Raw genomic sequence first — 12,489 nt, forward strand, 5'->3', positions numbered from 1 at the left:
TCCCGCAAACCGGTCGGGCATCTGTTACTGATGGGCACGATGCGGGTCGGTCAGCAGCCGGAGATTGTCGCCCAGCGTATCGAAGGCCCGCACGATGATGAGCAGGGAGATTCCCGGAAAAAACGCCAGCCACCACATTCCCGAAGTCAAGTAGCGCATCGATTCCGAAAGAATGATGCCGATTGCCGGCTGGTGGGGCGACAGTCCAAAGCCGAGGAAGCTGATCGACGCCTCATGCAAAATGGCGTGGGGAAACAGCAGCACCAAGCCGACAAGCAGCTGCGGAAACAGATGCGGCAGAATATGGCGGCTGGCCACCCACCAGCGTGATTTGCCCAAACGGCGGGAGATTTGCACATACTCGGCGGACCGGAGCTGCATGACCTCAGCCCGTATGATCCGAGCCAGGCTTGGCCAATGGGTCAGCGCGATTCCAGCCACTACCCCTTTCAATCCGCCGCCCAGTGTAAACGAGATCAAGATAAGGGCGACCAGATGCGGAACGCCAAGGAACAAGTCGATCAGCCAGCTAATGGCGGCATCGACAGCCTTGCCCATCGTGGCCGCCAGCATGCCCAGCACAAGCGCAATGGCGGCACTGGCTGCAGCGGCGATGACACCCACGCCGATACTTACGGTCAACCCCTTCAGCGTCCTCGTCAGCATATCCCGGCCGAGGTGGTCTGTACCAAATGGATGCTCAAGCGACGGCGATGCGTTTCTTATGTCCAAATTGGTGGAGAGCCGCTCCTCGCCCAGCGTCAATCCGCCGACAACTACACCGATCAACAAGATGGCGGCACAAAAGGTAGTGATCAGGGTTATTTGCCTGCGGTTCACGCCGATTCCCCCTTTCTGATCCTCGGATCAACCACGCGGTAGATAATATCGGCCGCAAGATTGCCGACGAAAACGAGGAGGGCGCTGAAAATGACGATGCCCAATAGCAGCGGTACATCGCTGCGCAATCCGGCCTGAACCGTGGCCTGTCCAAGGCCGGGGTAAGAAAAGACCTGCTCGGCCAGTACCGTCCCACCAATCAGCTCACTGATGGAAGCAAATTGAATCGTAACGGCGGGCAAGGCGACGTTGCGCAAGCCATGCCGCCAAAAGAGCTGCAGTCCCTTTTCTCCCCTGGCCCGGGCAAACAAAATGTAATCGCTGGCCAAAACATCCACGAGCTTCTGCCTCGTATGCAGCGCAACATTGGCTACGCCGAGAATGCTCAAAGTCAACGCTGGCAGGATGAGATGATAGATGCGGTTTGCCAGTGTAACATCATCGGCAAGCTTTCCCGCCGGCACTCCCAAGCCGACCGGAAACCAGCCGAGCCAGACGGCAAATACCATGACGAGCAGCAGCCCCAGCCAAAATGCCGGTGTCGAAGCCAGCGTAAAGCAGTACCATTTGATCAGCCGGTCCGCCCAGGTGCCCTGCTTCATTCCGGCGACAGCCCCGAGCGCAAACCCCAGCACACCGGACAGCAGCCAGGCCGTGCTCATCAAGGCCAGCGAAGCCATAAACCGTTCTCCAATGACCTCCGCTACCGGGCGGCGGAAAATCATTGAGGTACCCAGATCTCCGTGCAATACAGCCGAGCCCCAATGCAAAAACCTCTCCAGGGGCGGCTTGTTCAGCCCCCAGTACTCGGCGATCATTTCGCTCTGCTCGCTGCTTACCCTCGTCATATCGGCTCCGACATACGCCTGCACCGGGTCCAGCGGGGAGTAGCTCACCAGCCAGAATGAGAGTATACACAGGGCAATCAGCAGTGCAGCCATTCGCAGCAGTTTTTTCAGAATAAAAGGTACCAGGCCCATTTGCTGTCACCCAAACTCCTCTTCTCTTTGTCTTTACTTCTTCCAGGACCATTCGACGATATTGTCGGTAATCGGCCATCCATGACCGTGCGGCTGAATTTTCGGCTGCCCGATATCAAGCCCGTCCCGTACCAGATACAGGTGCTGACGGTTGACCAGCCAGGCCCAGGGAGCGTCACCCTTGGCACTGAACCCGGTTTTTCCGTCCCACTGCGCCTTTTTCCAGTAGCCGAGCGCTTCTTCCTCTGTCGTCGCTTTCAGCGCCTTTTCCATGTATTCATCAACAGCCGGGTTCGCATAAAAACCTGTATTGTACCAGCCAATGCCCGCTGTTTTGCTGCTGTACAAATTGTACATCTCCAGCGGATCGTAGCTGCCCCAGCCGAACAGCACCGCATTGGAATGCATCATGCGCGCGATGTCATCCCAGCTGCCGCCTACTACTTTGATATTGATTCCGAGCGGCCTGATCATATCGGCTGCCGCGATGGCGAGCGATTGGCGCGATTGATCATCAGCCTGATAGACGAGCGTAAACTCCGCCTTCAGAGATCCTTTCTCCAGAATGCCGTCTCCATCGGCATCCTTCCAACCGGCCTCGGCCAGAATTTTCCCTGCTTGGTCGAAATCAGCATCCTCAATCACGGTATCCGGGTTCCACCACGGCATGCCGTCCGCAACCGAGTATGCGGGCGTGCCGAAACCATCAAAAATGCCTTCCACCAGCTTTTTGCGGTCGATGGCGATATTGATCGCTTTCCGGATAGCGATATCTGCGGTCACGTCATTGCCGACCGGAGCTCCGTCCTTGGTCGCTCCGCCTGCCTTTACGACCGGGAACAGAATCCCGCGGTTATCCACGCTGTTTACCGTGACCAGATGCATGCCCGGCACTTGCTGCTTGGCGGCATTCGGCAGCACGAACGCCATGTCCACTTCCCCCGCTTTGGCAGCGGCATACGCGGCATCTTCCTTCAGGAAAAGGAAGGTCAATTTTTTAAAAGCGGACTTCGGTCCGTAATATTCCGGGTTGGCCTCGACGATCAGCTGCTGGCCCGCATCCCATTGGACGAGTTTATAGGGTCCCGAGCCAATCGGCTTTTTGGCATAGTCCTCGCCATGGGCGTGTTTGGGAACAATCCCGGTGGCGACGAGTATATTGACAAATGTTGATTGCGGATGGACGAGCGTAAACTTGACCGTAAACGGGTCGACAGCCTCCACGCTTTTCAGCACGGTGAGATCAATAACCGATCCGCTCTTGGAAGCTGTGTCATAGGTGTACGCCACATCGTCCGCCGTCAGCGGCTGGCCGTCAGAGAATTTTACATCGCTCCGCAGCTTTACCGTCCAGACCAAACCGTCGTCGCTTACCTCATAGCCTGTTGCCAGGTCGTTTACGATTTTCAAATCCTTGCCGCGTTTCAGCAGGGTGCTCTGGAACAGCGGCGAGCCGTAACGTCCCCAGCCTGTCGTCGGGTCAAAGCCATCCTCGGGCTCATAGCCGATCGCCAGGATCAGCTCATCTTTTTTCTTTTCTGCCTCAGCACCCGTCCCTTGATTTTTGTCGGGTGCGCAGCCCGCCGCAAGCAGAAGAACCATCGCCATTATCGCCGCGATTGGCTTTGCGTACCATTTTCCAAGCATTCTTTTCTCTCTCTCCCATTCAGCAAGTAAATTTGTATGGAATCATCAGAATTTGGCCTATTTTTTCATCATACCTTATTCCCGGCAAGTTTTTTACCCTCCTCGAACAAAAAAGCAGCGTTCCGATTCAGAAACTTTTTACAATACTATGGCGAAACGAAAGTCCCGACGAATCGTCTTTATCGCAGTAGGAGTGATGATATGGGCAAGATCATAGAGGGATTGGTGATCACGACCATTTTGTATTTTGTGACTCTTTGGAGCGCATTTGCACTCTATTATTGGATTTATCAAATCCCTTTTGATCACGATTGGGATTTGTCCGGAAACTTTATCGGCATATTCATGATTACGATTCCGTATATCACGTACGGTCTGCTCATGCGCTTCATCCAGGACAACCCCGTCAGACAAGCGTTCACAGTCAGCCTGGTCACGGTCGTTTGTGAATTTTGCAGGTGGGCTCATCAGCGTGGCCCTGTGTGTCATCGCCGCCGGGATTCGACGAAGATAGCCACTGCCCGTCCTCCTAAAAAGCCTGGCTGCACTTGGCCCCGGTTCCTTCTTGTAAATCCAAGTCGGGAGGAAAAGTTGGTGCATGTAATTTGAACATTCTGACTAAAATTATTTCATTTCCACTTTCATGAAATATATGGTAGAATCACTTTTGCGTTTCCTTTCATTACCAAAAAATCGTTAAAGGTGGAAAAAACTCAAAATGAAAAAGGTTCTCTCAACAGCCGCACTACTCGCTATGTTGACTGTTTCTGCTTGTTCAAACCAGTCGACAGACACGAAGCCAGTACCACAAAACGAAGCAACAAACGCGACTCAGCAAGCTTCCGGCACGAATGGCAGCGACTCCTCGGCCGCAAAAACTGAGGCGCCTGCGGAAAACGCAAGCAATCAGACAAGCGACAAGCTTGAGCTGAAAAAAGTATTGTCTGACAAAGTCGAAATTCTGATTCCGAAAGGCTTTGACATCATGTCGGAAGAAATGGCAAAAGTGAAGTATCCTTCAGAAAATCGGCCAACATTGATCTACACCGATGCGGAAGGCTCCATCAACGTCGCTTTCAATCATACTGCCACACCGATCCAAGACGGCCAGATCAAGGAACTGAAGGATCAAATGAAGCAAATGTTTGAAGGGCTCTACCCGGATGCGACATGGTATAAGGACGAAGTAACCCAGATCAACGGCAAAAATGTCGGCTATTTTGAACTGTTAACGCCTGCTGCAGATACGAAGGTGTACAATCTCATTTTCTTTACGGAACTGGACGGAAAATTGTTAATGACCACCTTTAACTGTACCGAGCAACAAATGGATGAGTGGAAACCGCTTGCCCAACAAATTTTGCAGTCCTACAAAGTCAACTAAGGCTCTGTTCTCCGACTTGCAGACAGGCAGCCTCTTTCAAGCGGCACGCCTGTAATATTGAACACAATCGCATGATCGAAAATTGCCCTCCCCTCTCCAGAGCGGAGGGCTTTTCCTTATTGAAAGCCCCCTTGTCCATGCAGCAAAAAAGAAAGCCCCGCTAAAAGCAAGGCCTTCTCATAAACCTGAAACAGCTAACCGGTCATTTCCCGTATGAGACGTCGGAAGGAAGTGTTGGCTCCTTTCCTGATTTCGCCTCCGGAAACCTAGCGGATCACGGCTTTCCCGCTGATGGCATCAATATAAATGTATTTATCGGCGTACTTTTTGTCGCTCATCGGTACATAGATCAGCTTCGGCTTGGCGAGCTTTTCATCTTCCACGCCCTTGATTGTATAGGCCAATTGCAGCGGCATGTACGCCAGGTATTCCCGGACAGCCTGCTCCACGGGAACCGCTTTGCTCTTGTCGGGAAGAGCGACTGCTTCCGCCGACGCCGTTCTGTTCAAGAACCCGTTCGCTTTGCCCGTGGAAGGGTCCACCGTTACGATGTAGGCCTCATCGGGATATTGCTGAAGTACGGGTACTCCGTCATGGCTCTTGATAAATTCAAACTGCCAGTCTCCGGATGTGACCGGCGAGGGCTCTCCCGGTTTGATAATCTGGCTCACCTGTACCTCTGTGACTCCCGGATCGACGTATTTTTCCAGGACGCGGATCGCTTCCTTGAGCGCAGCCTGCTCCGATACGGAGATATTCGTATCCTTGCGGGGAATCGTGACATCCACGACCCGCCCTGTTGCGGCGTCCACGACGACCTCCAGCCTTTTTTCGTCTTTTGTCTCCCAGTGGAAGACTTTCTCTTTTCCTTCGCCCTCGCGCTTCTCTTGCTCCCGCTCGCTATACGGCAGGCCTTTCAGATCGGCTCCCCATTCCTCTGTCAGCAGGGCTGCCGCCTCTTCCTTCGTTTTGATGGCGGCCGCCTGCTTCTGCGCTGCAAGCGTGATCGGTTCGTGCGTGCCCAGGCGGTCGTACTCCATTCCGTTGTTTCCGGTTCCGAACTGGATTTTCCCTGTTTCCGCGTCGATATACCAATGAAGCGACCCGGACTGACCCATTTGAAAAAAGGCGACCGCCGGGGTGTAATCGAGCAGCGGCCCGAGGTCTTGCTGTTTTTGGTCAGAGGAGGAGCGCTCAAACAGCCGCTCGATGTAGCGCAGCTTCATGTTTGCGGCTACTTCTTTTTCCGCCGCCTCTCTGGAAACCGCTGTTGACGGATCAGGCAATGCGGCAAGGTCGTACGCTGACGCGTTCTTGGCAAAATCCGTGACGCGTCCCGTCTTGTCGACGACAACGTACAGATCGTCCCCGAGCACAGGCAATCCGTTGTGATAGCGTTGATATCCCGGGATGTCGGAGGAATCCTTTTCCCGGTAGTTTTTCAAGTCTTCACCCAGGACGCTTTGCAGGAACTGGCTTGCCTTTTCGCTTGCCAATGCCTTCGGAGCATGCACCCATCCCTCGTCCCGGGGGGCATCGACGCGGTAGCGGGAAATTGTATCGCCTTTCCCCTGTGTGATGACCATTACTGTGTTCCCCTGTTCATCTGCATTCGCAAGCGTCAGCGAGGAGCCGTCCTTCCGTTTGTCTTTGTTTACCAAAACGGCCCCGGTGTTGAACTCTGGCAGCGCCTTTGCCAGTTTGTCGAGGGTTGCCTGCTCCTCGCTGTTCAACTGTCCGAACGCGACGATCCGGCCTGCGCCATCCACCCAGAGCGTGATGTCGCCAAACGGCACCGCCTTGCCGTCTTTCATTTGTTTGTAAGTGACATACATGCCGTTTACGTCCAGCTCCAAAAAACCGTTCTGCGGGCGGTATATCTCGCCTGCCGCCGTCTGTTCGTACTGCTTGCGCTGCTCGCCAAGGAGCGCGTCCAGAAACGCATTCGCTTTCTCCGCGGCCGCTTGCTCCGTGAGAGCCTGCTTGCCGGCATCGCTTGTGAACCATTTGAACATTTCCAATTGCTCTGTGCCTGTGTTGACGGCCACTTGGGCGTACTCATTGTCGCTCTTTCTCAACTCGGCCATGACCACGCCCGGCCCGACTTCCTTCACAGTCAACTGATAGCCGCCCAGCTCGGGAATCGCTTTTTGCAGCGGCTGCAATGCCTTTTGAACGAGCGCCTTCGCTTTTTGCCCCGACAGCTCGGCTGCCGCTTGCTGCAAATCACTTGGAAATAGAGACGCCACCGGCTTCCATACCGCAAACGCCAAAGCAATGCTGGCGGCTACCGCACCTGCCGCGTACAGACTGCGATACCCTTTCGCCCGTCTTTTGCTTAGCTGATCATTGATCCGCTTTTCCAATTCGGGAGTGAATTGTATATCCTGTGCCGACTTGCGGCTGACATTTCGGACCGCCTCGCGAAATTCCTTGTCTACGTCCATTCCAGCCCCTCCTCTTCCAACAGCGCCCTGAACTGCTTCCGTGCCCGGGACAGTTTGGTCCGGACCACTTCTTCTGTTACATTCAGCACCTGCGCGATCTCCTTGATCCGCAAATCCTCGTAATTATGGAGCACGATGACCTGCCTGTATTGAGGGGACATTGCCATGACCCTCTCCGCCACCTGCTCCTTGGTCCATTTTCCGATCACCGCATCCTCTACATGCTCGTCGTCTTCGCAGTCCGGCACGTCAGCTTTTTTAAAGGTAGAGAAGATGTGCTTGAAAGACCAGGAGCGGAGGTACTTGTTCGATTCGTTGATGGCGATGCGATACAGCCAGGTTTTCATATTGCTTTCCGCGCGAAAGGTCCGCAAGCCGCGAAACGCCTTGAGAAATACCTCCTGCGTAATATCTTCGGCCATGCTTCGGTCTTTGACGATGAGGTATACGAGCTGGATGATCTTCTCTCCGTACTCTCTCATCAACTGTTCCAAGACAGCCTCATTTGTCATGCGCAGCGACTGATCCGCCTGGTTAGTTTCGGGATACACGTCAGTTTGTCTCCTTCATTTCATCTCGTCCCTTGCTCTGCGCTAGTTCGCCAGGCCGTTTTCCGGCGTCACGAGGAAGCTCCAGAAGGTTCCTTTTTTGTTGATCTGGGCGATAACGGTGGGTTTGCCCTTTTTCGTAAAGGTGTACGTATCGTGCTGGACAGCCATGTTGTATCCGGTCAAATCGATCTGAAGGTGTTTTTTCACCGCCGGGCCTGCAGCGCCGATTGCTTTTTCTTTCGTGTAGAAAGGTTTCGCAAACACTTTGGGGATGTCGCTTTCAAAGACGAAATTGTCGCCGGAGATTTGTTCAAGCATTTTGATGGATACCGGTTTCCCCGTTTTGGCTCCGATGCCCACTACGTATTTTCCGTCTTTATCCGAAAGTCCCCACAAATTGTCGATGTGCTCCTGCGGGTTTTTGTAAAGCGTCGCGGAAGGCGCCAAGGGAACCTGCTTCCCCCCGGACAGTCCTTTCAGCGTTTGCTGAGCAGCTTGAACGACTGCTGCGGGAACCTGTGCCGCTTCATATTCCGCGTTGGCGTGTAGAACTTTGCCTGTGCCGGGCTCAAGCGCCACATTGACGCCTTCTCCGTTAAACGACCAGATGTTTTGCTTTTCCCACTTGATCCGCTCGACCTCACGAATGTTGAACGAACGCTTGGCGTCCATTTCTTTCAGCGTGTTCATGACAGTCGCTTTCAAAGCGGCATTTACTTCGTCGAGCTTGAAGCGTATCCGCATCGAAACAATGTCGCCATTGCTCTTGGCGATGAGGACTTCTCCCCTGTCGTCTTTGGCAGAGAGAACCCAGCAATCTTTATTTTGGCCGCTGACTCTCTCCAGCACAATGGGTTTGCCTTCTGCTAGTTGCTGCATGGCTTGGGCTGCCGCGTCGACAACCTTTTTGTCCAGCTCCGCGATGGTGATCATTTTCGGGGCCGCAGCTGGCACTGGGGCGTTATTGGCTGCGTGCACGGTCGAAGAGATTCCTGGGAACGGCGATGCTGCGGCAGATACCAACAGCGCCAGCATGCTTATGGACAAGAGTGTTTGTTTTTTCATCACGAAAATCATCCTTTCAGCTTTCGAATCACTCATTTGATCCAGCAGCGGCAATTTCGTGACACCTACAAGCAAATATTCCTCCAGAAATTTTGGATGAGTTGGATCCGTCAGGAAATCACCTCCCAACAAATCAGGGAGCTTCCCCTCTCGTTTCAGGGAGCTCCCTTACAGATAAATCCATTGATTTCCCCTACAATTGCAAGTGAACCTATCTGGAACACACCCCGCCAGGCTGAAAGGTTCAACTACTCAAGTCACAAGATGGAGATGACCGTTATGATCGTGAACTGGCTTCGAAACAATGCATACGCCTCCGTGCTGCTGTTGCTCGCGCGCCTATACATCGGATGGCAATGGCTGACCGCAGGCTGGGGCAAGCTGACCAGCGCTGAAGGCTTTCAAACCGCCAAATTTCTGCAGAACGCCGTTGCCAACCCCGTTACCAGCCATAATGAAGTGATTTATCCGAACTTCACCGCATTTCTGGAGAGCTTCGCCCTGCCTAACGCCCAACTGTTCAACTTTCTGATCCCGCTGGGCGAGTTTCTCGTCGGGCTTGGCTTGATCCTCGGCTGCTTGACCACGGCTGCCGGATTCTTTGGGGTCGTGATGAACTTCGCTTTCCTCTTGGCCGGCACCGTCTCTACCAACCCGTGGATGATCTTGTTTGGCATCTTCCTGCTGGTCGGCGGCCGCAATGCTGGCATGATCGGTCTTGACCGCTATCTGTTTCCGTTTTACGACCGCTTGTTTCATAAGAATCCGCCCAAACCGATCCTTCTTACAAACCGGAAGATCATTTAACCGGAGCTCTTGTGTTGGATGCGTGAAAAGGCCCTGACCCTCCATGCGGCAGATTGCTGGAGGGCCAGGGCCTTTTCAAGGAAGTTATTTCTGTTTCTCATAAATGGCAACAGCTATGGAGGTCAATCCAATTACAACGGCCAAAGGCAGAGCCCTTGCACTATGTACTTCACCTATATAATCATGAAACTGATACACTACAAGCAAGGATAAGCATGAAACAACCAGAATGCATAACAAAAGCCATCTAATAAGTTGATTGATCATACGAATCTCCTATTTTCTATCGACAGAGTAGTGGTAGATCGCCGGAACTCCTACAGTGCTAGAGTATTCTTTTGTCCAAAGCTTCCCGTCCCAATTTGATCTGTGTTCCTGAACAATCCGCACCGCATGAGTGTGTCTACCATTTTTGTAATAAAAATCTCGGCTACTGTAACCAGCGTCTGGCCCCGACAGTTTTACTCTTACTGTTACTTTTTTCGTTCCGGATGAACTCAACTCAAAAGCGTCATTAACAGAAGATTTGGCTGCACTTGGAATATTTGTACCATATGAAGCTGTAAAAGTTGAAGAAACCTCTTTAGATTCTTCATATTCCATACCTCGTGCAACACTAATGATAAAATAAGGATTTGAAAGGTAAGACCAGCTTTGGGTTATTCCCTGATCGTACACATACCATACATCGTATTCTCTATAGTCCTGTGGTTTAGATTTGCCTGAATTTTGTACAGGTTCATAGTATCCTAGTAAAACCTCATGCTTCCCGTCATATCTTTTCGTTACAGGCTCATTGTATTCTATAAAGTTGTACCCTTTCAAGCTTTTCCCTGTTAAAAATTCAATATCCTTAATTGGAACTGAAGAATTTTTTGCCTCAACCGTCTTAGGAGAAGCAACTCCTGTAAACAGTATTGCCCCGATTAAAAATAACGAAGACAAAGAAGAAATTAATTTTTTCATCACTTAACCTCCACTTTTTATTTTCCAATTTCAATTCCTATTCCTTTGATGAACGAGTCACTCTATCTATAGCAAATACACCCTACAGAGTCACAGTCAACCGCAAAGTTTTCATTATGTCTCTGTAAGGTGTATCTTACTTTATAGTCTTTAACTTTTTATCTCTTGAGGTATTTTGAATCATTTCCATTGTTGGTTATTTTTTTCTTCCGTCATCTTTACAAACCTATACCCCTGCTTCTGCAGCTCTTCGATGATTCTCGGCAAAGCCTCTGCCGTGTGGATATCGTCCAGCATGTGAAGGAGGATCACGCTTCCGTTTTTCGTCTGCTTCAAAACGGCATTCACGATATCATCCGCGCTGTTTTTCGAATCGTGATCGGACGGTATGACCGAAAACATGGCGATCGTAGAATAACCAGTAGCGGCGATGGCCTTCAGCGATTTTTCGTTTTGCGCTCCAAATGGCGGCCGGAACAGCATCGCAGGCTTTTGCTGAATCGCTTCGGTAATGATCTGGTGAGCCTTGACTACTTCCTCCTGCAGCTGCTCCGGCGTAATTTCGGTGCCAGTCGGGTGCGAGTACGTATGATTAGCCACATCGTGCCCCGCTTCTGCCATCGCCCTGGCCAAATTGGGGTTCTTGACCGTTCCGTCCGCTCGCAGGAAAAAGGTCGCTTTCACCTGATGCTTGTCCAGGATGTCGAGAATTTTCGTGACGTTCGCGTCGCTCCCCCAATCGTCAAATGTCAGGGCGACCTTCTTTTCGTCCGTATCCAGCTCTTTCACGAGCTTGTACGACGCGTTGCCGTAGTCGGGATTGATTTTTGCCGCGTCGTATCCCTCAATGTCTTTGAGCGGCTTTTTCTCTGCTCCATCCTTGATCAGCTTGTCCAGCTTGACGTACTCGTATCCCGCATCTGCCGCGGCCTTGGCGAGCAGCGGAATGGATACGGCCAGATGCTTGTTCTCCTCGATATCCAAGGCGATGATGCCTCCGCGGTTGATGTACTTTCTCACGTAGTGGTACTTTTGCTCATCGGTTTCCTTTTCCCAGTTGTGCAGAAACAGGCTGTACCCGATCACGGCATCCTCTCCGTTATGAGCAGCCGCCCGTAGGACATCATCCGTATATGTTCCCAAACTCGTCCTGACATACCGGGGGACTGCACCCGTTTTCTGCTTGATCAGCTCCTGGCTCGCTTTTATCTCCCGGTCCATTTGCTCGTAGGTCAGCTTTGTCAAATCCAGCGAACGCACCGCATTGTTCTCGATTTCATGCCCCCTGGCGATAATCTCCTTTGCCAATGCAGGCTGCTTGGCTACTTTGTCTCCCGGCAAAAAGAAGGTTGCCTTGATCTTGTAGGTGTCGAGATCGTCGAGCAGCCGCTTCATCTTTTGTGCGTCCCCCAAGCCATTGAAGGTGAGGGCCAGCTCCCGTTTCGTGGTGTAGACCATCGAGATCGCTTTGCTCTTTTCGGCAGTATTGCGGGCGGTTTGGGTGGCCGGTTTGTTCAGTGTCTGGGAGCTTGCAGCAGCATTCACCCGGCTTGCCATAGAGCCCCAGCTCGTCAGCAGGACGAGGGCTGTCGCTGCCAATATCGTTCTAGCAAAAATTCTAGTTGTTGCTCGGTTTTTACAGATCGTCATGCTTTCTACTCCTTTCTCGAAACATAATTAATGAAAGTTGGTTTTTCAGAGAGGTTGAGCCCGGGTTTAAGCAATCAGCAGGGGCCATGCGGTTTGGCAAACAGTAAGCCGAATCAGCATCGTTTATCTTAGCAAGCGAAACTGAAAGGATT

General features: G+C 52.1%; 11 protein-coding genes. 3 read left to right on the forward strand and 8 right to left on the reverse strand.

The features are described from left to right. Positions 1 to 24: 24 nt before the first annotated feature. From EDM54_RS04395 to EDM54_RS04405, 3 genes are read right to left on the reverse strand one after another with little or no spacing between them, the layout of a single operon-like run. On the reverse strand, positions 25 to 840 hold the full coding sequence (locus EDM54_RS04395; RefSeq protein WP_122957826.1) for an ABC transporter permease: 816 nt from the start codon (positions 838 to 840) through the stop codon (positions 25 to 27). Beyond that, positions 837 to 1,820: an ABC transporter permease gene (locus tag EDM54_RS04400; RefSeq protein ID WP_122957827.1), complete on the reverse strand. Its 984-nt coding sequence runs from the start codon at positions 1,818 to 1,820 to the stop codon at positions 837 to 839. The genes EDM54_RS04395 and EDM54_RS04400 overlap by 4 nt, the downstream gene beginning before the upstream one ends. Before the next feature lie 33 nt (positions 1,821 to 1,853). Further along, a complete protein-coding gene (locus EDM54_RS04405; RefSeq protein ID WP_024985223.1) occupies positions 1,854 to 3,467 on the reverse strand; it encodes an ABC transporter substrate-binding protein in 1,614 nt (537 codons plus the stop codon). A gap of 201 nt (positions 3,468 to 3,668) precedes the next feature. On the opposite strand from EDM54_RS04405, the gene EDM54_RS04410 reads away from it, so the two are divergent. Next, the gene (locus tag EDM54_RS04410; protein WP_003390089.1) at positions 3,669 to 4,076 is read left to right on the forward strand and encodes a hypothetical protein; all 408 of its coding nucleotides are present in this window, start codon (positions 3,669 to 3,671) and stop codon (positions 4,074 to 4,076) included. A 109-nt stretch (positions 4,077 to 4,185) separates the two neighbouring features. Then, positions 4,186 to 4,851 (forward strand): hypothetical protein, encoded by a 666-nt coding sequence (locus EDM54_RS04415; RefSeq protein WP_003390090.1) that lies wholly within the window; start codon positions 4,186 to 4,188, stop codon positions 4,849 to 4,851. A gap of 266 nt (positions 4,852 to 5,117) precedes the next feature. On the opposite strand, the gene EDM54_RS04420 is transcribed toward EDM54_RS04415, so the two are convergent. Genes EDM54_RS04420 through EDM54_RS04430 form a run of 3 tightly spaced genes read right to left on the reverse strand, consistent with a single transcriptional unit; the run spans position 5,118 to position 8,914 of the window. After that, positions 5,118 to 7,298, reverse strand: coding sequence for a YcdB/YcdC domain-containing protein (locus EDM54_RS04420; RefSeq protein WP_122957828.1), 2,181 nt, complete (start codon positions 7,296 to 7,298; stop codon positions 5,118 to 5,120). Beyond that, positions 7,289 to 7,849, reverse strand: coding sequence for a sigma-70 family RNA polymerase sigma factor (locus tag EDM54_RS04425; protein WP_122957829.1), 561 nt, complete (start codon positions 7,847 to 7,849; stop codon positions 7,289 to 7,291). Before EDM54_RS04425 ends, EDM54_RS04420 begins: the two co-directional genes overlap by 10 nt. A 42-nt stretch (positions 7,850 to 7,891) precedes the next feature. Then, positions 7,892 to 8,914: a hypothetical protein gene (locus tag EDM54_RS04430; protein ID WP_039070216.1), complete on the reverse strand. Its 1,023-nt coding sequence runs from the start codon at positions 8,912 to 8,914 to the stop codon at positions 7,892 to 7,894. 279 nt (positions 8,915 to 9,193) lie between these two features. Between EDM54_RS04430 and EDM54_RS04435 the strand changes: the two genes are divergently transcribed. After that, positions 9,194 to 9,721 (forward strand): DoxX family protein, encoded by a 528-nt coding sequence (locus EDM54_RS04435; RefSeq protein WP_003390095.1) that lies wholly within the window; start codon positions 9,194 to 9,196, stop codon positions 9,719 to 9,721. Positions 9,722 to 9,997: 276 nt separating this feature from the next. Here EDM54_RS04435 and EDM54_RS04445 read toward each other — a convergent pair whose 3' ends face one another. Beyond that, positions 9,998 to 10,687 (reverse strand): hypothetical protein, encoded by a 690-nt coding sequence (locus EDM54_RS04445; RefSeq protein WP_031931711.1) that lies wholly within the window; start codon positions 10,685 to 10,687, stop codon positions 9,998 to 10,000. 180 nt (positions 10,688 to 10,867) lie between these two features. Continuing rightward, entirely contained in the window at positions 10,868 to 12,337 is a 1,470-nt protein-coding gene (locus EDM54_RS04450) for a polysaccharide deacetylase family protein (RefSeq protein ID WP_122957830.1), read from the reverse strand. Positions 12,338 to 12,489: the final 152 nt, after the last annotated feature.

The organism is Brevibacillus borstelensis (assembly GCF_003710865.1).
In the GTDB taxonomy this organism is placed as follows: domain Bacteria; phylum Bacillota; class Bacilli; order Brevibacillales; family Brevibacillaceae; genus Brevibacillus; species Brevibacillus borstelensis.

Coding starts and splice junctions, on each gene's coding strand:
- EDM54_RS04400 (WP_122957827.1), bottom strand. CDS start 1,820: ATGGGCCTGGTACCTTTTATTCTGAAAAAACTGCTGCGAATGGCTGCA.
- EDM54_RS04405 (WP_024985223.1), bottom strand. CDS start 3,467: ATGCTTGGAAAATGGTACGCAAAGCCAATCGCGGCGATAATGGCGATG.
- EDM54_RS04410 (WP_003390089.1), top strand. CDS start 3,669: ATGGGCAAGATCATAGAGGGATTGGTGATCACGACCATTTTGTATTTT.
- EDM54_RS04415 (WP_003390090.1), top strand. CDS start 4,186: ATGAAAAAGGTTCTCTCAACAGCCGCACTACTCGCTATGTTGACTGTT.
- EDM54_RS04420 (WP_122957828.1), bottom strand. CDS start 7,298: ATGGACGTAGACAAGGAATTTCGCGAGGCGGTCCGAAATGTCAGCCGC.
- EDM54_RS04430 (WP_039070216.1), bottom strand. CDS start 8,914: ATGAAAAAACAAACACTCTTGTCCATAAGCATGCTGGCGCTGTTGGTA.
- EDM54_RS04435 (WP_003390095.1), top strand. CDS start 9,194: ATGATCGTGAACTGGCTTCGAAACAATGCATACGCCTCCGTGCTGCTG.
- EDM54_RS04445 (WP_031931711.1), bottom strand. CDS start 10,687: ATGAAAAAATTAATTTCTTCTTTGTCTTCGTTATTTTTAATCGGGGCA.
- EDM54_RS04450 (WP_122957830.1), bottom strand. CDS start 12,337: ATGACGATCTGTAAAAACCGAGCAACAACTAGAATTTTTGCTAGAACG.